Genomic DNA, 24,280 nt, shown 5'->3' with positions numbered 1-24,280 from the left:
ATGTTTGGCATGGTTCCTAGACAACGATGAATGTTCTTCTTATTTTAATTCCCTCTGCTACTTTTGCAAGAGGTCTACTGAAAAGCTTAAAATAATTGCTTTAGTATAACATCAATTGTCGCGACAAATAGAACGCACCAGTGGATTCCCTTATAAGATAACAGTTTAAAAGCTGAACATAAAAGCAGTTTTCAATACATCATTTTTACACACTAAATTCATGCATTATGCGCTAGTCATTATCGTCGCCATCTAGTAAGCTTGCATAGACAAAGTTGTAAGTAAAGATTACAACAACGCGTTATATAATTCACATGCTTTATTGCATAATAAAGCGTGCTAACCGCATTTTTATTATTTTATCTATAATGAGAAAGGGCTTTGAATTCGCGGTATGGAACTGGGCACATTCATACTATTTAATCGTCATACTATTTAATTGCCATATTACTTAATCGTTATATGATTTCATAAGTCCGACCCAATGCTTTTTTGTATGATTCGCAATTCTCGCTAATGGATATGGCTTACAGACAGTGTCTAAGAGCTGATATTCATCACACATTTATAAACTCGCCAGCAAAACTATCGTTTGCTGTCCGCTTTTGGTTTATACGCTATGATTGAAAACTGGACAAAAGAATTTATTATTCAGCGCTTATTGGCAATTACGTTGCTAGTGGTACTGTTCGTATTGTGTTTTCAAGTGGTGCAATTTTTTATTGTGCCAGCGCTGTGGGCAGCGATTTTGGCCTATGTGACCTTTCCTATTTATAATTTCTTCCATGAAAAGGTAAAGCTAAGCCCAGACTTTAGCGCCGCTATTATGACGGTGAGTATTTCACTGATAATTGGTGTGCCAGTGGTTATCGGTGTGTTTATCTTGCAGCAAGAAGCTTTAAGTTTAATCAGTAATTTGATTTACCGTATCAAGGTAGGTTACTTAGATGTGCCTGACTCCCTCAAAGATTTGCCTATCATCGGTCAGCAAGTCAAAGACGTACTGTGGCGTATCAATAAAAACCCAGAAGGAACGCTAGAAGCTTTTCGCATTTGGGTTCAGTCGCATTTATATTATGGCAAAATAGCCTTTGATGTGGTGTTCAGTAGTTTAGCTAAACTCGGTATGGCATTAATGACGCTCTTCTTCTTTTACCGAGATGGCACCAGTCTGGTTCGGCAGATTCGTCAAGCGCTGCGTAACATCATCGGCAATCGCATCGACGGTTACATCGATTCTGTAGGTACAACCACACGTGCCGTAGTCTACGGTATTGGTTTAACAGCGTTGGCACAGGCGACACTGGCAGGTATCGGCTATTACTTCGCTGGTGCACCAAGTCCTATTTTATTGACCATTGTTACTTTTATTATTGCCTTGATTCCGTTTGGCACGCCATTCGTTTGGGGCGGGGTATCGATTTGGCTGTTGAGCCAAGGACATACTGCAGAGGGTATTGGATTGGCACTATGGGGTGTACTGGTAATTAGCTGGGTGGATAATTTGATTCGTCCTATCGTCATTAGCGGCGCGACCAAAATCCCTTTTATCATTATTTTTATTGGTGTATTAGGTGGTCTAACAGCGTTTGGTTTTGTTGGTTTGTTTATTGGGCCTGTCGTATTGGCTATCGGGCTTGCAGTATGGCGCGAGTGGATATCGCAGCATAAGAATGAGATATTTGCTCAGCAAGAGGTGATGCTTTCTGACTCTCGTGCGATAGATCCTGTGCATGGACCGGAATAATGAGTCGCTAGCAAATACGATGTAAAAAATTATCGATAGAGACGATGAATAATGACAAATGAGAATATGGCAGAGTTGACGAATAATAAAATCGATAAGTTAAGTACAATTAAAAATATCACTATTTTAGCGGACAGCAACATCGCCAGTCTGAATGATTTTTTTAATGATTCTACGCTTGGTCAGCTGACTGAGCATACGGTTGAGATTATTACTGTCGCTGGTCGAGATATTGATGCAGCGCTACTTACCGAAGTACAGCCAGATGTGCTGCTGATACGCTCTGTGACGAAAGTAAATGAAGCGCTATTGGCTGACAATAACAGCGTGCAGTTTGTTGGGTCTGCGACTATTGGTACCGACCATGTAGATCAAGATTATCTAGCGTCTCGCAATATCACTTTTGCCAATGCGGCTGGTTGTAGCAAGCATTCTGTGGCTCAGTATGTGTTGACGGCTGTTTTTACTTTGTGTCCGCAATATTGGCAGCAGTCGGCGTCATTAACCTTAGGTATCATTGGCCTTGGCAATATCGGCAGTACACTTGCTCAATATGCCTATGATCTGGGTTGGCAGGTGCTAGGTTATGATCCCCTGTTGCCAGCCTCTAAAACTAACAATGCTAGCTTGGAGCAGGTACTTAGCCAAAGTGACGTAGTTAGTCTGCATGTGCCTTTGACTAATGAGAAGAATGCGACGAATCCTAAAGGTAGTGATTACCCAACACGTCATCTGATTAATGCAGCTGCATTGGCAATGATGCCTGCCGATACGATATTGATTAATAGTGCGCGCGGGCCTGTGATTGAGGAAAGCGCGCTTGAAGCAGATATTGAGTGTACTGGCCGTCAAGTGGTGCTAGATGTGTTTGAGCATGAGCCAGAAGTCGCAGCAAGCTTACTATCTAAACTTGCTATTGCCACACCGCATATCGCTGGCTATACGCTAGAAGGTAAGCTGCGTGGCACACAAATCATTTATGATGCACTGTGCGAAAAATTATCGATACCTCCAGCTCAATCTATGTCCAATCTGCTACCGCTAAATATGTTCTTATGGTCTGAATTAAAATCATATCCAGACAGACTGCCAAAGTTTTATGACATCATGCAGGATGATACCTCGTTGCGAAATAAAGCAGTTGATGGGCAAGTAAACGGTGCTGACTTCGACGGTTTGAGACGTGATTACCACCTGCGCCGTGAGTGGCAGTTTTAATTAAATAAGATACTGAGCAACCAATTATTCATCAGTCACAGTAGAGCCCAATGACTCAAGCAAACAACATTTCTTCGCACCCTATTACTTCTAAGCCTAGCTACGCACCAACCATGACACTTGCGATGGCACAACAGCGCGCGCAATTCGTCAGCAATATTCGTCAGTTTTTTACCAGTCGACAAGTGCTAGAAGTGCAAACACCGCTATTATCCCAAGCAGGCAATACAGACACTTTTTTGCAGTCTGTAGCAGCTCATGTGACCTATCAAGACCGTCCACGCACTTATTATTTGCATACCTCGCCTGAGTTTGCGATGAAGCGTTTATTAGCAAGCTGGCAAGTACCTATTTATCAAATTTGTCCTGTCTTTCGTAATAACGAAATAGGCACGCGTCATAATATTGAATTTACGATGCTTGAATGGTATCAACCTAATTATAGTCTGGACAAGATGGCAACTGAGCTTAATGAGTTGTTGGAGACGCTCTATGGTCATTCAATTGTGATGAGTCATTATCGCTATGTCGATGCCTTTATGGACTTTGTGGGCATACATCCGTTGACAGCGAGTTTAACTGCATTGCAAGCCGTGGCAGAAGATATGGGTTTGACCGGATTTGATTTTAATAATGCTGATGATAGCGAAGAAAACCGTCGTCAGAGCTGGTTGGATTTGTTATTCAGTCATGCCGTAGAGCCAAACCTAGGTCATGATTTACCGACATTAATTATAGAGTATCCACCTGCGACCGCTGCGTTAGCGAAAACCGCTATGGATAAAGACGGTAATAAAATTGCGAAACGTTTTGAGCTGTATATTAATGGCGTTGAGATCGCCAATGCTTATGATGAATTAGCAGATGGTCAAGCACTGCGCGACCGTTTTGCACAAGACAATCAATTACGTGCGCGTCATAACCTACCTCAAATGCCAATTGATGAGCATCTATTAGCCGCATCCAATGATTTGATGCCATGTAGCGGTATCGCAGTTGGTATGGATAGATTGCTAATGGTTTTAACAGGTGCAAGTAGCTTAGAAGAAGTCATCCCTTTTCCCAGTGGGCAAGCATAATTGAATGAGCATCTTTAGATTAGCTGTAATCTAAATACATAATAAAAAGGTCGTTGCCGATTTACCAATTAGATATTGGCGACTCGATAACGACCTTTTGTATTGGCTGCTTTTAAAATCTAGCGTCTACAACCAATTTTGCTAATACTAAATTTATTTATACCGTAGCAACTGCTTCATTGATATCGATATCACCATTTTGTAGATTGAAGACTTTGCCTATCGTGTTATCTGCGGTTAGCACCGCGGCTAGCGTTGTCGCTACATCTTCGATGGCATTCTCACCAGAACTTGTATCATTAATAGTGATTTTGCCTGTACCAGCACGTTCTTTTAGTGCGCCTGGCTGTACGATAGTGTAATCAAGCGAGCTGTTATTCACTAACCAGTGATCGGCGTAGTGTTTAGAGATGTAGTATTCTTTTAGGTCCGCAATACCTGGGTTTTCATCCCATTTATCAGTTTCTAATGAGAAGACTGAGCTCAGCATAATATAACGTTTAATGCCTTTATCTTGTGCCGCTTGCATCGTTTTTACAGCACCATGCAAATCAACTTCTAAGACGTTTTTACCACCAGACCCTGCAACAAAGTAAACAGCCTCAATGTCCTGATCCAGTTGTTTTTCAATAGACTCTTTACTGGCTGTAATGTCTAAATCTAGCTGGGTATAATTGTCATTATCAAATAGTTTTTCTTTCTGACGAGTCGTGCCAATAACTTGATGGTCATCAGCCAATAATTGCTTAACCAAATCTCCGCCCACTCGACCACTTGCACCAACGACTAAAATTTTCATAATCATTCCTATTCTTATTTAAATGCTATTGTTTGAATTATTCAGTAAGTTTGTTTATCTTAAAAACCGAATATAGAGTAACAAAGATAGGTAGCATGCTTCGTTATAAAGCGTGCTGATTGAATAGTGTTTGGTTATAGAGTGTATACAGTTTGCAAGGAAGCAAACGTTGGCTAGATAATGTTATTTAATAGAAGACAGGATGGGTAGGCGTCAGATAAAACGATAAAAAGCACTAACGAACCAAGCGATTAAGCCCGTCGGCGAAGGCTTTTTTATCTCGATCGCCGTAGGGTTTCTGACCGCTCATCTCCTGTAACTCTAGGACGCCAGTACCGCGCATAGTATCCATAAAGTCGCGCATATTGAGCTTTTGCTTGATGTTGTTCTTATCGTAGACTACGCCGCGCGTCGTCAATACCATACCACCTTTATCCAAAATATCATTGGCCAATGGGATATCGCTAGTGATAGCCAAGTCACCAGCTTGTATCTGCTCGACGATATAATCATCCGCTTTGTCGAACCCTGAGGGCACGACAGTCATAACAAGTAAGGGCGACTTGCGTAGCTTGATCGGCTGATTGGCCACAAATATAGCCATGGTCTTGGTACGTTCAGCCGTTTTAATAATCAAGTCTTTGGCAATCAATGGTACCGAATCTGCATCCACCCATATCTGCATTATTTTTTGGCCTTCTCAGTTTTTGCTGAAGGAGTAGCAGTCAGGCTGCCTGCTTGGCTGTCTTTATTGTCTAGTTCATCAGCTGTGGCATCATTTTGAATACTGTTCTGAACACTGTTTTTAGCATTACTCTTAGTATCGACGTCTGCTTTACTAGGCTGAGTATCCAAGCTTGTATACTCTTTATCTAGACCAACCTTGTTTGGCAAGATAGCAACCAATTTTGCCATAGCAGGCTCTAAATCAGTCACGTCATTAGGCATCAAGGTGATATGAGCAATCTTACGATCGTCACGCTCAGCCTTATGATAGCTATGATAATGAGCGCCATCGATATTTAGCACTGCACTGATATCAGGATATTGACCCAGCACATTTACCATAATCGCAGGATGCACGTTATCTGTATCGCCTAATGGTAAATTAACCACGGCACGGATATGATTCTCAAACTGACTGGTAATAGCGCCTTCGATACTCCAGTGTCCAGAGTTGTGTACCCGTGGTGCGATCTCATTCGCCAATATCGCATTATGACCGCGAGCATCTTTGGTGACGAATAATTCAAGCGCCATAACACCGACATAATCCAAATGGTTCATGACTTTAGTGATAGCATCTGTTGCTTGCTGGAACAGGTGACTCGTACCAACAGCAGGTGCTTGAGTTTTGGCTAATATACCGTTGTGATGATGGTTTTCGACCAAATCGTAACAGCGTACCTGACCATTTTGCGCTCTTGCTGCAATGATAGACACTTCACGGCTAAAGTTAATAAAACCTTCAGCAATTAACGGCGCAGGTGTTGGCGTAAGTGAGCCTTTACCGCTGACTGCGTCTTTTAAATCTAGCCAAGCAGTTTTAATATCACTGTCTTGCTTGATAACGAACTGTCCTTTGCCATCGTAACCACCTCGGCTGGTTTTTAGAACGATAGGCAGTCCTAATTCTTTACAAGCGTGCTTGAGCTCAGCTTCAGAATTGACTTCCATAAATGGCACGGTTGCAATATCAAGCGTGTTGAACATCTGCTTTTCTTTTAGACGATCTTGGGCGATATCAAGCGCAATCAGCGGTGGGAACATGCCTTGCTTGCTACCAGATTTTGACAAGCTAACCAGTTGCTCAACAGTAGACGTTGGCGTGTTTTCAAACTCTAACGTAAAGACGTCCGCTGCTGCGATAAAGTCTTCTAATTGATCGCTATGAAAGACACGACCGTATAAGCTGGCAGGGCATTCTGGATTGTCTTCTAAGAATACGCATTGGTAACCCAGTGGCATGGCGGCTTCGGCAAGCATCATACCAAGCTGACCACCGCCTAAAATACCGATGGTACGAATGGTTTGGGTAACAGGATAAGCGTTTGCTGTAGTCATGGCAGGCTCTTTGAATAAAGGTGAATAAGATGTTTGGTCTATTAAAATCTAAAACTCAATGGGTGAAAATAGGAAAAGGTGCACTGTATGCACCTTATCTCTACTCGGAATTGCTTAAAAATATATATTGATAACTTTAATCGTTAGGCTATCAATATAAAAGACGCTGCTATAAAAGCCGATCGACTTATATCTACCTAAGGATTGATAATACCTGGTGTTGGGCTGGCGAGAATGGTCTCAGTCTGAGACTGGCGCATCTGATCGAGCTTAGTAGCAATCGTATCATCATGCAATGCCAGTACTTGAATTGCAAGTAGGGCGGCGTTATAAGCACCAGCAGCACCAATCGCCAAAGTACCAACAGCGACGCCTTTTGGCATTTGTACGATAGACAGTAGGCTATCCCAACCGCTCAGCATAGATGATTTTACGGGGACACCAAAGACAGGTAGCGGTGTTTGACTGGCACACATACCCGGCAGATGAGCGGCACCGCCTGCACCAGCGATGATCACTTGTAGACCATTATCTTTTGCGCTTTTGGCATAATCAAATAATCTGTCAGGCGTACGGTGTGCAGAGACAACTTCACAATCAAAAGCAATGTCAAAGTCTGCAAGCAATTGCGCAGCAGCACTCATAGTTGCCCAGTCAGACTGCGAACCCATGATAATGCCGACTTTTGGCTGACCAGCAGGAGAGATGATTGGGCCGTTCTGGTTAGCAGCAGTATTCGTGGTGCTCATGATTGGATATCCTCAAAAAGACCATCATACAAAAATTTAGCTATGGTCGTAAAGCCAAGTTTGACTTTTAATACTGGTATGGCGCTAATTGCATTGATATCACGATTTTATATATGTTTTTCATCGTGATAATGCTGAACAAAGTGATTGACTGTCAATGGTAATGGTTGTTCGGTATCCAGTTGATAGCACGTTAGATAGCCGCTATCTACTGCTGCAGAGTAGTCAGTACAGGCAACTTGTGGACTGAGTGGCTCAGGTGTACCAGTGAGCCAATAGTGCCCGACGAACACAGGCTTGTGAGTTTTAAGGGCAAAGTCAATATTTTTAGCCAACGCATCAGGCGGTATTTGTGCCAATGCGGACGATGGAGCACGAGACACTTCACGCAGGGTACGTGTATTTAGCTCATCTAGCCACCAGCGTACTCGCACTCGCGTACGCTCGGTACCTTCTTTGTCTACCATCACAATGCCATCAGGTAGGCCTGTTTCAACCCCTTTTAACATTCGCTCTAAAGCGTCAAAGGCAACGGTATTTTCTTTAGCCGTTGCGATTAGACCTGCTAGAGTCAGACAGTTATCGTCAGTCAGAAGGGGCTTTAGTATCGCCATGCTATCTGTATCCCAGCAAGCATGTACAAAGCAGGCGTAGTCGGTCTCAATCCATAATGGGATTTCATATAAACGCTGCAACCAGTACTCATGTTGCTCTGAGCCAAATGGTATCTCTGCCAAAAACGCCTCGTGTTGGCGTCTATGGATATCATTGTGCGAGCGTAAATACTGGCTAGTATTATCAGGATCACGCGTGGCATAGGCCAGCGCATTATATTCATGGTTGCCCATCACTGCATCGGCTACATCGGCATCTAGCATTGCAAAGACAATCTCTAACGTGGCTAATTGCTGCGAACCACGATCGATCAAATCACCAATGAACAAAGCCCTATGACCTGTCGGTGGCACGAAATGCTGACCGTTATGCTTATAGCCCAACTGATGCAGCAAACCGATCAGTTTGTCTGCATAACCGTGTATATCACCGATAATATCTATAATCATAATGTATTACTAAATCTCAAATGTAGAAGTGTACCCTGCGCAAAATAGTATTTATAGAGTATAACCGTCTTTAAAGTGATAGCTTTACTATACGTAGAAATGTCTAAAATCCTGGTGATAGTAACGCATTGATAAAGTGCGGTAGTACTTTTGGTTCCAAAACAATCGTAGCGATAACGCCAAATGCACCGCCCCACATATGAGCCATGTGATTGATATTTGAGCCACCGCGTCGATCCGCATAGATACTATAAAATATATAAGCCACGGCAAATAGTATCGCCGGAATAGGAATCACGGCAAAGAGGTAAATTCTCTCCCATGGTGCTAGCAGGATAAAAGCAAACAGCACAGCTGATACGCCGCCTGATGCGCCTAGACTCAAATAACTGGCGTTGTTCTTATTTTTCACGTAACTTGGAATCATGGCAACGATAATTGCCAACACATAAAAGACTACAAAACCGTAGCCAAATAAAAACGGCTGATATAGTCCTTCAATAGCACGTCCAAAGAAATACAAAGTAAACATGTTGAAGAGCAAATGCATACTATCAGCATGAATAAAGCCATGGGTCACAAATCGATCCCATTGCCCATTGTTGACTGCTGGCGGGTAAAAAATCAGTCGATTAAATAGCGTCTTGTTTTGCCAAGCCAATAAGCTGACAATAACGGTAATAATGATAATAAGCGTCGTATGGTTTAACAAAGGAAAATCCTTAGGCCGTGCCTGATATGTGACAATGTTACAAATGACAAGCTACAAATGACAATATTCAAAGCCTAAGCGTTACGGCTGATTAAAAAGTAAGTTTGACGTCTGATCCGTATTAAGTACTAACCATTAGCAATAGACTAATACTAACAGCAGTTGCGATAACGCGAATACCTATTGTGTGACAAAACGATGCTTTTTTATGCGGTTATAGTGAATAATGTAGCAGTGTACCATGCAACATAAGTGAAACTTTTAAAGCAAGGTTAAAGACGAGAGTAGTGTTCATTCATCCGCGCTGAGATTAATCTTTTAGACAAAGAAGCAAAATACACAAGTGACATGGACTAAAATAAAATAAGTGCTTGATTTTGCACATTCAAATAAGGCTGATAGAGGCAGTGGATTATGAACATTATTGACCAGCTAGAACAAACGGTAACCCCAGCTGTAATGGGTAATGATGACAGCAATAATGTCGCCTATGTCAATCTACTTGAGCAATTTTATGCTATTTTGGCCGCGCGCCTAGCTGTGCCACAAATTTACTCACAGCTGCTGCGTACTGATCAAGTAATGACTAGCAGCAACAATGAAAGCCCTCTATTTGAACAAATATGGCAAGATAAAATCCTACAAGAGACGATCATCCAAGAGTTGTCAGCCACCCATCACATTGATGAGCAGACAACTGAGCAACTACTGATTAGTGCTACCCCGTTGGCATATCGTGAGCTAAAAGTATTGGCCAATGGACAGTTTTTGCCAGCATTTCTACAAGACAAACAGGCTGCTTTACGACCATGTTTGCCTATCTGGGCAGCCACTGTGATTACTGCTACTCAAGGCGTTGGTCAGCAAATACAAACAAGCTTTGGTTCAGATGATGACTATGTACCAGTACATGTGCCAGTAAGTGACGACATATCGAATAGACTTGATGACGCTACTTTAGATACTGGCATAGCTGGCATAGACACACCAATAACGAACACTGATGCAGAAAGTATAGAGCAAATATCAACTGCTGAGCGCGCAAACACTGAAGCGTTAGATGACAATACGATTGCCAATAGTGATGCTATTCATGCCAATCCAGCAGCCTATCATCTGGCAGAAAACAGTAACTTAAAGCGTGCGCAGGTGCGTACTCGTAATCAACGAAACGATCTGCTAATACGTGTGTTTCTATTAATAGTAGCCCTAGCTGCGCTTGCACTAGCAGCATGGGCATTATTAGTGAAACCCAATAATGAAATACCAGTAGAACCTGTGGCCACGGTACCTGTTGAACCACCGCCAGCACACGTGACTCCTGTACCAACAACGACTCCTGTTGAGCTTATTGTCGGTGTAGACAACGGCGGTAACTTGTACACTTGTAGTGCGACCGTTGGCGATGCTGCGCTACAAAGCACGTTGCAACAGGCGCTTAATACAAGCTTTGGTGAGCAGGCAAGTATTTGTGAATTGAACATACAGGACGGGGTAACAACCACAATCGCTAATATGCCTGCGGAGACACTGCCCAATGTCTTGACGATGCTACGATCAACACCATTTGCGCGTTTACATGTGCAAAATGACCGTCTCACACTGGAGGCGCCAGACAATATGCTGCTGCAAAAACTGGTCACAGAAATACGAAGTTTAGTACCAGCGATGGTAGTCGAGAGTACAGCACCATTACCGTTACCTAATAATAGTAATATTGGTGATGCTACGAACAATATGGCAAATGCAAATAACCAGTTTATAGATGATGGGGCGGGGATTAATGATCAATTCAACAATAATGGGGTAAATAGTAACTCTGGCGATTACCAAGCATCAGATGATGATAATGGAGATCGTGTGATACCAACTCCTTTGCCTAACAATAATAGCTTTAATAACGCGCCCAACAATCTGCCTACCAATGGCGCGAGTAATATTCCCAACAACTTTCCTTCGAATAATCAAACGACCAGACCGCCAGGCCCTTTTTCACCTTCAGAAGTGGATGAGATGGCAAACACGGTTATCGTTGCTGAACCAGCTCAAGTTAGGTAGTTTTTTATAAGGCACGCTGTGTCATATGGCGTGTCTTTTTATATGGCCTATCTTTTCATGTAATTTAGCTACAGTTACGTGTGCCAACCGAAACATTACTTACTGTATCATTTGCACAACAACGTACAGACTGTGAATAGCAGCTTAAGAATTTTATAATAATCAAAACCAAATAAAGTAGTTTGATGAATTTATCGGCATCATGATTACCTAATACTATAACGATTGAATACAAAAGAATGATACAGCTGCTTTTTGAGCAAACGAATGATATAAATAAAAATTAAGGGGAGAGCCATATTATGGATATTATTAGCCATTTGACACGCACCGTCAGCCCAGCCGTATTAGAAGATGACCGTAGCCCAGCTAAGAAAAATCTACTAGAACAGTTTTATGCTATTTTTGCTGCTCGTCTTGCAGACAATGATACTTTTAGCCGATTTGCCAATGAAAACATTGCCCGTGATGACAATGCTTTTTATGACCGTGTATGGACAGAAGGGGCACACCGCGACCAAATTTCTCGTGAACTGGCAGGCAAGCACAATGTCGATGCAACTGCCTCGCGTGGTTTGATTGCGATGGCAGCGCCACTGGCTTTTCATGAGATCAAAAGCTTAGCTGGTACCACGCCCGTTCCACAATTTTTGAATGACAACCTGAACAGCTACCAACACCATATCCCTGCATGGGCGGGTACTGTTTTGCCTGCTAGTGCAGTCGCTGCCACTTCTACTACGGCTGGCACACCGATTTCTGATACGACCAGTACAGCGCCACTACAAAAAGAAGAAGAGCCAAAAGAGAGCTTTATGAAAGCGCTGCTACCTATTATTGGTTTGATTATCTTGGGTGCATTGGCTTGGGCACTACTCAGAGGCTGTCAAGAAAACCCTGAACCTGTAGCAACGCCAGCAGCCACAGTGCAGCAAGGGGTGCAAAGTAATGAGGCATTAGCGGTTGCAGGCGCGATTGAGCCTGCATCACTGAGTATCGCAACTGGTGAAAATAGCGAGCTGTATGCTTGTCGTATGAGCGTAGGTGATGAGACATTACAAACCAATGTCATGAATGCTTTGACTGGTGCATTTGGTGACGAAGCCAATAAATGCCGTGCTGACGTTGATGATAACTTTGCAGTAGATATGCCAGCATCCGCTCAATTGGCTACGATATTACCAATTATCAAAAATGTACCGAACGCGAGTATGATTATCAAAGGCGATAACATCACTGTCAATGCTCCTGATAAAGCCGCATTGGACAAGTTGGTTGCTGACCTACAAGCAGCTGCTCCTGCCATGACCGTGCAAGCTGAAGGTCCATTAGACCTACAAGGCGAGATTGATGACAGTCTGGCTGCTGCAGATGTGGCGATGACCAATCTGGGTGATAACCCAGATCCACGTGACGTTGCTCGCGCTTTGAGTATTCAGGTGATTAACTTTCAAGTAGATGAAGCGGTTATACCTGAAGTCAATAAAGCGCTGTTAGACCGTGCTGCAGAAATCATCAACAAAGTACCTGATATGAAGCTGATGATTGTCGGTCATACAGACAGTCAAGCCTCTGATACCTATAATATGGAGCTGTCTCAGGAGCGTGCTGAGTCAGTGAAAGCGTACCTAGTGTCTAAAGGGGTTGATGCCAGTAAATTAACGACCAAAGGCATGGGCGAATCAGAACCAATCGCGGATAATTCAACCGAACAAGGTCGCTTCCGCAATCGCCGTATTGAGTTTATGGTCAATGACGAAGTGGTCAGCGCCAATGATGGCATGATGATAAACAGTGATTCGCTAGATCCAGATATGAACCCATTAGATAGTAACAACGATGATTTGTTACCAGATGGCGATGATGCTACCCAAGGTACTGCGGTAGACCCAACCAATTAATCTATTTGTTCTTATTTTGATTATAGCTACGCAGTAGTAGTTAAATGACAAAAACCGCATCTTATAAAGGTGCGGTTTTTTGCATGCTACTCAATGACAATTAAACAAGCTATTATTTATACAGCGTAGGGTCTGTCGATTCTTTAGCAGTCTGAACATCAGCTTGGGCATCAAAAAAAGTCTGAGTAACATTTTGCTTGGCTTGCTGCCAGTATTCAAATTGCTGGCAGGTAGACTCAAGATCGCCTTGCCATGTTGGGATATTGCCGCGCATGGTTTTGATACGTTGCTGGTTAGGGTAAGGCAAATCTTGCGCAGCTTTAGCAGCTTCATGAGCAGCCACACGGTCGTTGCATACGAGGGCAATATCACAACCGGCATCAATGGCCGCTTTTACGCGAGCACTGACATCACCAGCCGCCTTTGCACCTGCCATCGATAAATCATCAGAGAATAATACCCCATCAAATTTAAGCTCATCTCGAATGATATCTTGTAGCCAAATTTTAGAGAATCCTGCTGGCTTGTCGTCTACCTGCGAAAATATCACATGCGCTGGCATAAGAGCGTCCAGACTATGTAGCGTTTGAGCAAAAGGTTGCATATCGCTATTGATGATTTCATCTAAGCTACGCGTGTCGATGGCTTCTGATACGTGCGAGTCAGGAGCGATGGCACCATGACCGGGGAAGTGTTTACCAGTGGTTGCCATACCAGCCGCTTTCATTCCACGCATAAACTGTGTTGCAAGCGCAGTGATGGCTTGTGGCTCATGATGAAAGCTGCGGTCACCAATGACTTGGCTAATACCATCTCTATCCAGTACGGGTGCAAAGCTCAAATCGATTCCTACAGCCAGCACTTCAGCTGCCATTAAATAACCGCAATCGTAGGCGCAGCTAAGTGCTTGGCTCGGGTCTTGATTGAATAGCTCACCCAATCGTCCCATAGCAGGTAGGGGCGTGAAGCCTTCACGTAGCCTCGCGACTCGTCCACCTTCTTGGTCCACACCGATAAGTATGTCTTGATTGTGATAACGTATATCGTCGCATAGTGCTCTGACTTGGGCCGCATCTGTGACGTTACGACCAAACAATATTACTCCACCGACCTGTGCTTGTTTAATCAAGCTGACATCCTCAGCGGTCAAAGCGGTACTATCGATATCTATCATTAAAACGCCGTACATCGCGTGATCCTTATTATTTTATATATGGTTATATTATGAGGGTGAATGATTATCTATGGCTATCTTATTATGACAGTTATTATTAATTGAGCATAATGTGGCAGGTTATTGGGGTCAAATCAATTTGCTAATAGCCATCAAATTCAGTCATCAAATCGATGTTGATAGCCCTCAATTGCTATGTATGATAAAAGTGATAGAAAGTTTGGTATGTATAGACGTAGCGTGTAAGATTGCTTATACAGTTTGAGACAGTTCAGTATTTATGCGCATGATAATATTGATTGATTTTTGACTATATATCAGTATTTAATGATGCATAAAGTATAAGAATAAAAAACACAGCATTTATAGGTCATAACAGATTTGAGCATTTCTAATTCTGGTGAATTACCCAATACTATTAACTTCAAATAACTAGGTACATATGATGAAAAAACAACCAGCACAGTGGTTACTCAGTGCAGCGTCAGTGGGCATTGCCGGTATTATCCTGACCCAAAGCTACGGTACTGCAGTCGCCGAGACCAATACAGGAAGCTTCGTTCAGACCCCTGAGCAAAAGGTCACCACCCGTCAAGTAGCCGCTTTGCTGGATCGCAGTCATTATCTCAATCAGCCTTTAGATAGCAAGACTGGTAGCGAAATCCTATCAATGTATATTGATAGCCTTGACCCAAACCATACGTTGTTTTTGCAATCTGATGTCGATGAGCTGAAGAAAAAACATGCTGAAGACTTTGGTGCTCGCCTAAAACAAGGTGATCTATCTGCAGGGGTAGAGGTGTTTGATCGTTACCGCAAACGCTCAAATGAGTACTTTGCGATGGCCACCAAGATGCTCAAAACAGACATTGATTTGACAGGTAACGACACAATCATTCTTGATCGCGAAAAACTCGGCCATTTTAAAACCAAAAAAGAGCAGCGCGATTACTGGGAACGTCAGCTAAAGTTCCAGTTGATGAGCATTACCCTCGGTCAAGAAGACGAAAAAGCCAAAGAGAAAGTATTTTTAAGCAATCCAGATATCACACGTGGGCAAGACTTGGTACGTAACGATGAGCGTACACCAAATGAGATTTTGCAAAATCGTTTGTCGCGTCAACAAGAGCAGTTTAAGCGTCTTAAAGATGATGAAATCATGGAAACCATCTTAAATACGGCGATGCTCACTTATGATCCACACAGTAATTATTATGCACCGATTCAAGCGACCGAACTCCAAATCCAGTCTAGCCTTCAGTTAGAAGGCATAGGTGTCTCTATTCGTCCAGATCGCAAAAATCCGGACTATACTCGTATTGTGACTTTGGTCGATGGTGGTCCAGCCGCTAAGTCGGGTCAGATTAAGCCCAATGATTTAATCGTTGGTATCGCAAAAGATGGCGAAACCATGACGGACGTGGTTGGTTGGTCAACGCGTGAAATTGTCAGCTTGATTCGTGGTAAACGCGGTACATCGGTCACACTGAAATTACGTCAACCTAACACGCCGGATGCTAGCGCCCGTACAGTCACGGTAGTACGTGATATCATCCAGCAAGAAGAGTCAGGCGTCACTCAGCGAGTAGTAGAAGTGCAGCGTCCTAATATTGATAAGACACCAAAGCGTATTGGCGTACTTGAGATACCAAGCTTTTACTTAAACTATCGTGCGCGTCGCAATGGTGAAGACTATCGTAGCGTCAGTATCGATACTGAAAAAGCGCTAAAAGAGTTGAACAAACAAAATATCGATGGCCTAGTGGTTGATTTGCGCAATAACCCTGGTGGCTCATTAGATGAAGTTGCCAAGATGCTAGGTTTCTTTATCAAGAGTGGACCACTAGTACAGATTCGTGATAATCGCGGCAATATTCAAGTATATCGCGACAACGATGGCGGCGAGCAGCTGTATGATGGCAAAATGTCGGTTATTACCAACTTAGCATCGGCATCAGCCAGTGAAATCTTTGCCGCTGCTATTCAAGACTATGGTCGCGGATTAGTGGTTGGTAGTACGACAACTGGTAAAGGCTCTGCGCAAATTCAGCTCGATAGCTTAGCTTTAGGCTCTGCCACCTTAACTCAGCGTAAATTTTATCGTGTCACTGGCGGTAGTACGCAAAATAAAGGTGTCGTACCAGATGTTGAGCTAGTCAATATCTATGACGATGCGACCTTTGGCGAGCGCGCTCAGAAAAAAGCATTGCCTTGGGACACTATCAGAACGGCGCCGTATAAGCCTGAAGGGAAGTTTACCAGTGATACATTGGCGACACTCAATCAGCAGTCTAAGATTCGCCAACAAAAAGACCCGCAGTTTACTTATCTATCGACACTAAATGATATTCGTAACATGGATGATGAAAAGAAACCTGTTCGTTTAGATATCAATAGCCGCCGAGCTAAAATGCAGCTAATTGAAAAACGCTCATTAGAAGCAGAAAACAAGCGCCTTATCGCAACTGGTGAGCGTCCGTACTCTAACTGGAACACTTATCAGGCAGCGATGGACGCAAAATTTGAAGAACGTAGCCGTATGAAAGCCGCTGAGCGTCCAGAATTGCCAGAGGATGAAGCGTTCATCAATGAGGCAGCTTACCTTATGCTCAGTGCAGAACCTAAGACAATGCTTAGCCCTGAAGAGAAGCTATAATGTGAAGTTATTATAGCGTTACGTAATCTATGTAAGCATATGCTTACATAGATTGACGTTTAGACCTCTTACCAACGAAGGGTCAATCTGCGACTATAACTGTACGGCACGATTGAACGAAACGGTTCATTGATACTAGGGATTGGTATCTTAAAGATCGCACTAGGGATAAGTAGTTTGCTGATTAAGGATGATAAGGCTGGATGCCTGTCAGTTATGAGATACCCCGGGATTAGGTATCACGTAACGCTAACATGGATGGTTGGTAATAAAAGCCGCATGACGCTTGTCGTTATGCGGCTTTGTTACGTCTGGATATTAATAATGTTTATAGCGGATTCTTTGAATAGATAGTATTAAAGTTGAGCATATTTATATTAATTCAAAACTTACCATGAGATAAGCATAAAAAAAGGCCAGTAACCTTATCGGCTACTGGCCTTTTAGATTAGATGATAAATTTAATAACTTATTATCTAACTATTTTCACTACACTCTAGAAGAGATTAGTGCTCAACGCCACCTGCACCATGTACATGGCCATGGTTTAGTTCGTCTTCAGTTGCTGCACGTACTTCTTGGATTTCAACATCGAATGTCAAACGCTTGCCAGCCAATGGATGGTTTGCATCAACAGTCACTTCTTGATCGTTTACAGCAGTCACAGTAACCAACATTACTTGGCCACCAGCTTCTGACTGGAACTGCATACCAGGCTGAATGTCATCAACGCCTTGGAAGTTGTCACGTGGTACGTGCTGTACTGCTTGCTCTTGGTATTCGCCATAGCCATCAGCAGGTTCAACGACTGCATTAACTTTTTCGCCAGCAGACTTACCTTCTAATTGTGCTTCTAGGCCTGGGATAATGTTGCTGTGACCATGTAGATAAGCAAGTGGCTGACCTTCTGGTGACTGGTCAAGGATATTGCCTTCGTCGTCTTTTAGTGTGTAATTGAATTTGACGGCAGTGTCTTTTGCGATAGTAGTCATAAAATATCCTAAATATATCTATGTAAAAAATTAAATACGGTTGCAATAAACCTAAAAAAGCCAATCTGCAAGCCAAAAGGCCACGTCATTAGTCAATTATCATCAGTTTATTAAAGTAACTTTAGCAGTTAGCATCTTTAATTGAGATGGCCCACATAACTTTCAAGGCAAAAAACATAAAAAATGCCAATTAATGCCACAATTTACAATAATAACTGCTATTTTCTATAGTTAATGCATAGCTATTGGCTATTCATGGTTTAGGAGTTGCTTTTTTAGAGCAGGACTTCTAGCATAATTATAAAATAAGGATGAGAGACACGATGACTGCATTTGCCAATACCACTACTAAACAACTAGCGAGCAATGTTTCAACCAATCATAATGCTACTAAGGCTAAAACGATAGCTGATATAAGCTATCAATTTGATTTTGCCCGTTTCTTTGAACATCTGGTCGATGTATCACTAAGCTTTACAGCAGTAATCGATGCGCCGCAGCTTTGGTTACCAGCGTGGATACCAGGCAGTTATCTGATGCGCGAGTTTGCTCGAAACATCACTGCGGTACATTATCAAATAGTAGAGGCTCAAACAGCGGATAGTGACGAGCAGCCAGAGACTTATCGCGCGCAGAAAATCGACAAAAATACATGGCAGCTGCCAGCGGCGCAAGCAGGGCAGAGGGTCATCGTCGAGTACGAAGTCTATTGCTATGACTTGTCTGTGCGTACGGCCTACGTCGATCAGCAACGACTTTACGGTAATTTCACCTCACTTGCGCTCGCCGTCGAAGGGCAAGAGCAAGCGCCTGTCCACGTTAGCTTGATTGTGCCCGAGACATTTTTTGCAGACAAAGAAAGTAGCAAAGTACTGTTGGCCTGTGGGTTGGACGCTACGCACCTGCAGATTGATCAGCAGCAAAAAGACAGTCAGCCATCGAACAGTCAGCACCTTTATAAGTTACAGGCAGCCAATTATCACGAGCTGATTGATTATCCATTCGAAATCGCGGAACAAGAAAAGTTTGATTTTATCATTCATGATAATGAGCATCAGACGCTACATCATAGTTTTTATCTGTCGGGTAAGCAGAATGCCAATCTAGGTCGCTTGCAGCAGGATATTACTCAGATTTGTCAGACCTACGTAGATTGGTTAGGCGATGCGCCATTTAACGATTATACCTTTATGACCTTTGCCAGCGGTCAAGACTATGGTGGGCTTGAGCATATCAACTCTACTAGCCTTATCACCCCGCGCAATGACTTACCCAGCACTAATGAGCCAAAGTTACCAAGTACAGATTATCAGCGGTTTTTAGGCTTGTGCAGTCACGAGTATTTTCATTCATGGTGGGTGAAGACGGTACGTCCTGATGTCATGATCGATGTCGATTTGCGTCGTGAAGCATTTACGCCATTACTTTGGGTGTTCGAAGGGTTTACGTCTTATATCGATGACTTTATGTTGCAAGCGTCAGGTGTGATTGATAAAGCCAATTATCTGCGTCTGCTAGCCGAGCAAATCAATCGCTATTATCAGACCCCAGGGCGTGGTAATCAAAGTGTAGCAGAATCAAGTTTTGATGCTTGGATTAAGCTGTATCGTACCGATGAAAATACAGGCAACGCAGGTATCAGCTACTATAATAAAGGCGCGTTGGTAGCTCTATGTCTGGATCTAATCTTACTCAAAAATAGTGATGGTCGTTATCGTTTGTTTGATGTGGTCAAAGCTTTTTATACTCAAGCTAAGCAGAACGACAGTAAGCGAATTGGTATCAGTAGTGCTGACATGGGCTCAGTCATTGAGCAGTTTATGCCGCTAGCAGAATGGGAAGATTTTGAACGCCGTTATGTCAATGGGGTAGAAGAGCTGCCCATTGAAGCGTTGCTAGTGGCAAACGGCGTCAAAATACAGGCGAATACTAAAGAAACGGCTGACAAGCATGTGCCTTGGGGTATGCGATGTAACGAAACGCCAGCTGGGCTCAAGGTCAATCGTGTGATGCGAGATAGTCTGGCGGCTAGAGCTGGTATTTCAGCGCATGACGTTATTATCGCGATTGACGGCATCAAAGCAGATACGAAACAACTTACCGCCTTGGTTAATATAGCGCACCCTGTTGAATGTTATTTATTCCGTCGCGATGAGCTGATGTGTGTTCAGGTTCAACCCGAAACGACAACTAAAGTGAAGCCGCGAGATGAGACAACTGGCATGACTGGAGCAGTACCTCCTCATAAAGTAAGCCTACGCTTAGCAAAAGAAGATAAGACTCTAGAGAATGATAATGAGCAATTAAAAAGTGAGGCAGGTTGGGAGACATGGCTTAATGTTATGAAGCGGTAGCTTTGATGCTATATCAAATACCTTTCCATACGAAAAACCCTTCCATATAAAAAACCCTTCCATATAAAAAACCCTCTTCCGAGCAATACTGCTTAGAAGAGGGTTTTTTAATAACTTTTAATATCGTAGATATGTCCAAGCAACTTAAATGCTCGATAGGTCAGAGGTTGGCGAGAAGATATACGTTTACTGCTCTTTAGCTCTGTTATCTAGATTATCTGAGTTATCTGGATTCTTATTATCGGTAGTTTCAGGCTCAATACTTTCATCTACAGAACTATCGTCTTCGTTGCTACTTGCAGCCTCAAGCGCAGCAATCCAGTTTTTCATCACATCAATTTCAGTTTGCTGGTTATCAATGACGTCTTGCGCCAACAGACGCATCTCTTCATCTGTCCCATATTCGAGCTGAACTTTTGCCATATCAACAGCGGCAATATGATGCGGTAGCATACCGCGTGCAAATGCCATATCAGGCACGGGATCAGCCACACCCAAAGTCATTTCGCCATGCATATTTTCCATGCTTTTAGCATATGCTTGCTGCATCGCCACAGTATTTGGCTTAGGTTTGGCAGCATCAGGATGGCTAGCCAACCACTTGTTTAAGACATCGATTTCAGCTTGCTGTGCCGTGATGACGTCTTGAGCAAGTTGGCGCATCGCTTCATCAGTGCCATACTTGAGCTCTATTTTTGCCATATCTACCGCGCCGCGATGATGTCCCAACATACCTTTAGCGAAAGCGGTATCAGGATCGTTATACCCCATACCAATCATCATCTCGTCATGCATTCTAGTCATCGATCTCGTATAGTCTCTGAGCATATCGCTCATTTGAGACTCATCGCTGACACTGTTATCGCTGTCATTTGTTAGAGTATCGTCTGCCATATCGTCATGCTCAGCATGTGGTATATCAGTTACTGGTGGTGAGGTTTCTTCTGCAGGATTTGATTGGTTGTCCTCTGTCGTTGGCTGACAGGCACTCAATACAAGCGCTGCAGAAATGCTAGTGACCAACGAAAGAAAACGACGAGAAGCAATCATGACATATCCCTATTGTGAAAAAACCAAACGATAAATGGATAATACTTATTATACATAATCAATTACGTGCTGAATGTTAGCAGATAAACCTTACCCATTCGAGACACTATGTTTAACAGGTCGTAATATATTAGTGTCAGAGCTTTATATTCGTGGCTAAATAGCCAAACAGTGTGAATTAATCAACAGTATCTAAGCTTAAAACTATCTAAACTAACTAGAAATGCCTAGCTGACGACAGTGTTCGCTAGTTAGATGAACGCGTACAAACTCCCCAACAGCTAAATCACCTAGCTCAAATCCTGCCACTGACCAACGTATTAAACGCAGACAAGGCAGACCGACGTGCGCTGTCATACGTCTGACTTGGCGGTTTTTACCTTCATATATTGTCAGCATTAGCCATGAGTCCGGTACGCTTTTACGCTCACGTATTGGTGGACTACGTTGCCAGAGTACCATCGGTAGCTCATCTTCACTGACGTGTTTGACCTCAGCAGGTAGCGTTTTACCATCTTTTAAAACCACGCCACGTTTGAGCTTGTTGAGTTGCTCAGCAGTAGGCGTTCCTTCTACTTGTACTAAATAAGTTTTACCTTGTTTGCGCCCTGCATTGGCTTTTGGCGGATGAGTAATTGCTTTATTAACTCGACCATCATCGGTCAAAATCAGCAAGCCCTCTGAAGTGGCATCTAGCCTACCAGCAACTCGCAAGGCCTTATCGGTAAAGTATTGCGATAGGGTGGTGTGGTCGTTGTTACTGTCATCTCTAAACTGACTTTGCACGCCGTAAGGCTTGTTGAATAGAATGAGACTAGACGTAGACATAAAATGGTGTTTCCTATTTTTTGATGGACAATGAATCATTGTAGCGTATGTTTTGTGATGTAGAGCTAGTATTAAGCGACAAGACTAAAGGCGATATATTTAATGTGCTGTATGCTACATGACCTGCTACAAAAGTAGGACAGCGCTTGTATAAATTTGCTGTTATCCTAAATCCGTATTCTAATAGTGGTATTTATATTTCTGATATAGAAAAATCTACTATCTACTATCTGCAAGCGGCAATCATTGTTTGGGTCTCTATTTTAATTTTTTTAGCTTAAAGCTATCTTTCATATTGTTCAAATCAATGCCGCAAGTGGCGTACTCATCAAAGCTTTGCTTAACCGATAAGCGCTCAGAGCGTTAAAACTATAATAAAACGGTTAGCATAACAAAGTGTCTAGTTCGCTTGCGACGTCCAACATACAACCAAGGAGTATCATCTATGTCATATGATAAGGTTATCGTGCCAAGAGACGGCGAAAAAGTGACCGTAAACGCAGATCTAACATTAAATGTTCCCAACCATCCGATTATTCCGTTTGTAGAAGGTGATGGAATCGGTGTAGATATCACGCCTGTCATGATAAAAGTAGTCAATGCTGCGGTTGATAAAGCGTATCACGGCAAGAAGTCTATCATTTGGATGGAAACTTATCTTGGTGAAAAAGCAGCGAAAGTATATGACGGCGACTATTTGCCAAGCGAGACGCTAGAGATTCTAAAAGACTACGTCATTAGTATCAAGGGTCCATTGACCACACCAGTGGGTGGTGGCTTTAGCTCGTTAAACGTCGCAGTACGCCAAAACCTTGACTTGTATGTCTGTCAACGCCCCGTACGCTGGTTTGAGGGCGTGCCAAGTCCAGTACAGCATCCAGAGCTGACCAATATGGTTATCTTCCGTGAAAACACAGAAGACATCTACACGGGTATCGAGTGGAAAGCGGGCAGCGATGATGCCAAAAAAGTTATCAATTTCTTAAGAGATGAGATGGGTGTGACCAGTATTCGCTTCCCTGAAGACTGTGGCATCGGTATCAAGCCTGTCTCAAAAGAAGGCTCTCAGCGCTTAGTACGTAAAGCGATTCAGCATGCCATTGATAATGATCTGCCAAATGTGACCCTAGTGCACAAAGGCAATATCATGAAGTTCACTGAAGGCGCATTTAAGGATTGGGGTTATGAGCTAGCGGCAGGGCGTTTTGGTGCAGAGTTATTAGATGGCGGTCCATGGATGACCATGAAAAATCCGAAAACGGGTAACGATATTATTATTAAAGACGTCATCGCTGATGCGTTCTTGCAGCAGATTTTGATGCGTCCAGCAGATTATTCTGTAGTAGCAACGCTTAACCTAAACGGTGACTATATCTCTGATGCATTGGCGGCTGAAGTAGGCGGTATTGGTATCGCGCCTGGTGCAAACAAAGGCGGCGCGATTGCGGTTTATGAAGCGACGCACGGTACTGCGCCCAAGTACGCTGGTCAGAATAAAGTAAACCCAGGCTCACTGATATTGTCTGCTGAGATGATGCTTCGTGATATGGGCTGGACGGAAGCAGCTGATCTTGTCATTAGCGGTATCCAAGGTGCGATTGCCAATAAAACAGTCACGTATGATTTTGAGCGTCTGATGCCAGATGCTACCTTACTGAGTACTTCTGAGTTTGGTAAGGCGATTATTAAGCATATGGAAGCCTAAGACTATTTAAGCTCTCAGCATTCTATTTTATTACTATGTATCAAAAGCCGCCTGATTATATAGGTGGCTTTTTTTATTTCACTCTTTATAAAACTTTTAGAAAACACAAAAAAACACCTCAACGTTCGAA

At 43.0% G+C, this 24,280-nt stretch carries 18 protein-coding genes; 8 read left to right on the top strand and 10 right to left on the bottom strand.

The features are described 5' to 3' along the window. The first annotated feature begins 619 nt into the window (after nucleotides 1–619). From QO187_RS11480 to epmA, 3 genes are all read left to right on the top strand, one after another. Nucleotides 620–1,747: an AI-2E family transporter gene (locus QO187_RS11480; RefSeq protein ID WP_102093315.1), complete on the top strand. Its 1,128-nt coding sequence runs from the start codon at nucleotides 620–622 to the stop codon at nucleotides 1,745–1,747. A 108-nt stretch (nucleotides 1,748–1,855) separates the two neighbouring features. Then, a complete protein-coding gene (locus QO187_RS11475) occupies nucleotides 1,856–2,965 on the top strand; it encodes a 4-phosphoerythronate dehydrogenase (RefSeq protein ID WP_102093318.1) in 1,110 nt (369 codons plus the stop codon). Nucleotides 2,966–3,015: 50 nt separating this feature from the next. Further along, nucleotides 3,016–4,044, top strand: coding sequence for an EF-P lysine aminoacylase EpmA (gene epmA, locus QO187_RS11470; RefSeq protein ID WP_102093313.1), 1,029 nt, complete (start codon nucleotides 3,016–3,018; stop codon nucleotides 4,042–4,044). 157 nt (nucleotides 4,045–4,201) lie between these two features. Here the strand turns inward: epmA and QO187_RS11465 are convergent, their stop codons facing one another. From QO187_RS11465 to QO187_RS11440, 6 genes are all read right to left on the bottom strand, one after another. Then, complete coding sequence (locus QO187_RS11465; protein WP_102093312.1) at nucleotides 4,202–4,843, bottom strand: NAD(P)H-binding protein; 642 nt, start codon at nucleotides 4,841–4,843, stop codon at nucleotides 4,202–4,204. 235 nt (nucleotides 4,844–5,078) lie between these two features. After that, nucleotides 5,079–5,528: a DUF188 domain-containing protein gene (locus QO187_RS11460; RefSeq protein WP_102093310.1), complete on the bottom strand. Its 450-nt coding sequence runs from the start codon at nucleotides 5,526–5,528 to the stop codon at nucleotides 5,079–5,081. Then, nucleotides 5,528–6,907 carry a 5-(carboxyamino)imidazole ribonucleotide synthase gene (locus QO187_RS11455; protein WP_102093308.1) on the bottom strand — a complete coding sequence of 460 codons (1,380 nt, stop codon included), beginning with the start codon at nucleotides 6,905–6,907 and terminating at the stop codon, nucleotides 5,528–5,530. Before QO187_RS11455 ends, QO187_RS11460 begins: the two co-directional genes overlap by 1 nt. A gap of 197 nt (nucleotides 6,908–7,104) precedes the next feature. Next, entirely contained in the window at nucleotides 7,105–7,656 is a 552-nt protein-coding gene (gene purE / locus QO187_RS11450; RefSeq protein ID WP_371548417.1) for a 5-(carboxyamino)imidazole ribonucleotide mutase, read from the bottom strand. A gap of 107 nt (nucleotides 7,657–7,763) precedes the next feature. Continuing rightward, complete coding sequence (locus QO187_RS11445) at nucleotides 7,764–8,720, bottom strand: metallophosphoesterase (RefSeq protein ID WP_371548415.1); 957 nt, start codon at nucleotides 8,718–8,720, stop codon at nucleotides 7,764–7,766. A gap of 103 nt (nucleotides 8,721–8,823) precedes the next feature. After that, nucleotides 8,824–9,432 (bottom strand): rhomboid family intramembrane serine protease, encoded by a 609-nt coding sequence (locus tag QO187_RS11440; RefSeq protein ID WP_165598370.1) that lies wholly within the window; start codon nucleotides 9,430–9,432, stop codon nucleotides 8,824–8,826. Nucleotides 9,433–9,846: 414 nt separating this feature from the next. Between QO187_RS11440 and QO187_RS11435 the strand changes: the two genes are divergently transcribed. Then, nucleotides 9,847–11,490 carry a hypothetical protein gene (locus tag QO187_RS11435; RefSeq protein WP_102093304.1) on the top strand — a complete coding sequence of 548 codons (1,644 nt, stop codon included), beginning with the start codon at nucleotides 9,847–9,849 and terminating at the stop codon, nucleotides 11,488–11,490. Between the two features lie 302 nt (nucleotides 11,491–11,792). Next, nucleotides 11,793–13,391 carry an OmpA family protein gene (locus QO187_RS11430; protein ID WP_102093303.1) on the top strand — a complete coding sequence of 533 codons (1,599 nt, stop codon included), beginning with the start codon at nucleotides 11,793–11,795 and terminating at the stop codon, nucleotides 13,389–13,391. A 112-nt stretch (nucleotides 13,392–13,503) separates the two neighbouring features. Here the strand turns inward: QO187_RS11430 and nagZ are convergent, their stop codons facing one another. After that, nucleotides 13,504–14,580, bottom strand: coding sequence for a beta-N-acetylhexosaminidase (nagZ, locus tag QO187_RS11425; RefSeq protein WP_102093301.1), 1,077 nt, complete (start codon nucleotides 14,578–14,580; stop codon nucleotides 13,504–13,506). A gap of 430 nt (nucleotides 14,581–15,010) precedes the next feature. On the opposite strand from nagZ, the gene QO187_RS11420 reads away from it, so the two are divergent. Then, a complete protein-coding gene (locus tag QO187_RS11420) occupies nucleotides 15,011–17,221 on the top strand; it encodes a carboxy terminal-processing peptidase (RefSeq protein ID WP_102078101.1) in 2,211 nt (736 codons plus the stop codon). Nucleotides 17,222–17,727: 506 nt separating this feature from the next. Here the strand turns inward: QO187_RS11420 and QO187_RS11415 are convergent. Further along, on the bottom strand, nucleotides 17,728–18,213 hold the full coding sequence (locus QO187_RS11415) for a peptidylprolyl isomerase (protein ID WP_057758283.1): 486 nt from the start codon (nucleotides 18,211–18,213) through the stop codon (nucleotides 17,728–17,730). Nucleotides 18,214–18,536: 323 nt separating this feature from the next. On the opposite strand from QO187_RS11415, the gene QO187_RS11410 reads away from it, so the two are divergent. Then, nucleotides 18,537–20,567: a M61 family metallopeptidase gene (locus tag QO187_RS11410; protein WP_102093300.1), complete on the top strand. Its 2,031-nt coding sequence runs from the start codon at nucleotides 18,537–18,539 to the stop codon at nucleotides 20,565–20,567. A gap of 186 nt (nucleotides 20,568–20,753) precedes the next feature. On the opposite strand, the gene QO187_RS11405 is transcribed toward QO187_RS11410, so the two are convergent. Both QO187_RS11405 and QO187_RS11400 read right to left on the bottom strand, forming a co-directional pair. Then, nucleotides 20,754–21,617: a DUF305 domain-containing protein gene (locus tag QO187_RS11405; RefSeq protein WP_102093298.1), complete on the bottom strand. Its 864-nt coding sequence runs from the start codon at nucleotides 21,615–21,617 to the stop codon at nucleotides 20,754–20,756. A 213-nt stretch (nucleotides 21,618–21,830) separates the two neighbouring features. Next, nucleotides 21,831–22,445 carry a pseudouridine synthase gene (locus tag QO187_RS11400; protein ID WP_102093296.1) on the bottom strand — a complete coding sequence of 205 codons (615 nt, stop codon included), beginning with the start codon at nucleotides 22,443–22,445 and terminating at the stop codon, nucleotides 21,831–21,833. Between the two features lie 445 nt (nucleotides 22,446–22,890). On the opposite strand from QO187_RS11400, the gene icd reads away from it, so the two are divergent. Beyond that, a complete protein-coding gene (gene icd / locus QO187_RS11395; protein WP_371548411.1) occupies nucleotides 22,891–24,150 on the top strand; it encodes an NADP-dependent isocitrate dehydrogenase in 1,260 nt (419 codons plus the stop codon). The last annotated feature ends 130 nt before the right edge of the window (nucleotides 24,151–24,280 follow it).

The sequence above is a fragment of the Psychrobacter sp. Arc9 genome, from assembly GCF_041431295.1.
Taxonomy (GTDB): Bacteria; Pseudomonadota; Gammaproteobacteria; order Pseudomonadales; family Moraxellaceae; genus Psychrobacter.
Note: the sequence above shows the minus strand (reverse complement) of the source record. Positions and strands in the feature narration are given on the sequence as shown.

Bases quoted from the DNA above. Each gene is read 5' to 3' on its own strand.
- nagZ (WP_102093301.1), bottom strand. From the start codon at position 14,580: ATGTACGGCGTTTTAATGATAGATATCGATAGTACCGCTTTGACCGCT.
- QO187_RS11460 (WP_102093310.1), bottom strand. From the start codon at position 5,528: ATGCAGATATGGGTGGATGCAGATTCGGTACCATTGATTGCCAAAGAC.
- QO187_RS11455 (WP_102093308.1), bottom strand. From the start codon at position 6,907: ATGACTACAGCAAACGCTTATCCTGTTACCCAAACCATTCGTACCATC.
- QO187_RS11400 (WP_102093296.1), bottom strand. From the start codon at position 22,445: ATGTCTACGTCTAGTCTCATTCTATTCAACAAGCCTTACGGCGTGCAA.
- QO187_RS11435 (WP_102093304.1), top strand. From the start codon at position 9,847: ATGAACATTATTGACCAGCTAGAACAAACGGTAACCCCAGCTGTAATG.
- QO187_RS11405 (WP_102093298.1), bottom strand. From the start codon at position 21,617: ATGATTGCTTCTCGTCGTTTTCTTTCGTTGGTCACTAGCATTTCTGCA.
- icd (WP_371548411.1), top strand. From the start codon at position 22,891: ATGTCATATGATAAGGTTATCGTGCCAAGAGACGGCGAAAAAGTGACC.
- QO187_RS11445 (WP_371548415.1), bottom strand. From the start codon at position 8,720: ATGATTATAGATATTATCGGTGATATACACGGTTATGCAGACAAACTG.
- QO187_RS11430 (WP_102093303.1), top strand. From the start codon at position 11,793: ATGGATATTATTAGCCATTTGACACGCACCGTCAGCCCAGCCGTATTA.
- QO187_RS11410 (WP_102093300.1), top strand. From the start codon at position 18,537: ATGACTGCATTTGCCAATACCACTACTAAACAACTAGCGAGCAATGTT.
- QO187_RS11465 (WP_102093312.1), bottom strand. From the start codon at position 4,843: ATGAAAATTTTAGTCGTTGGTGCAAGTGGTCGAGTGGGCGGAGATTTG.
- purE (WP_371548417.1), bottom strand. From the start codon at position 7,656: ATGAGCACCACGAATACTGCTGCTAACCAGAACGGCCCAATCATCTCT.
- QO187_RS11420 (WP_102078101.1), top strand. From the start codon at position 15,011: ATGAAAAAACAACCAGCACAGTGGTTACTCAGTGCAGCGTCAGTGGGC.
- QO187_RS11480 (WP_102093315.1), top strand. From the start codon at position 620: ATGATTGAAAACTGGACAAAAGAATTTATTATTCAGCGCTTATTGGCA.
- epmA (WP_102093313.1), top strand. From the start codon at position 3,016: ATGACTCAAGCAAACAACATTTCTTCGCACCCTATTACTTCTAAGCCT.
- QO187_RS11415 (WP_057758283.1), bottom strand. From the start codon at position 18,213: ATGACTACTATCGCAAAAGACACTGCCGTCAAATTCAATTACACACTA.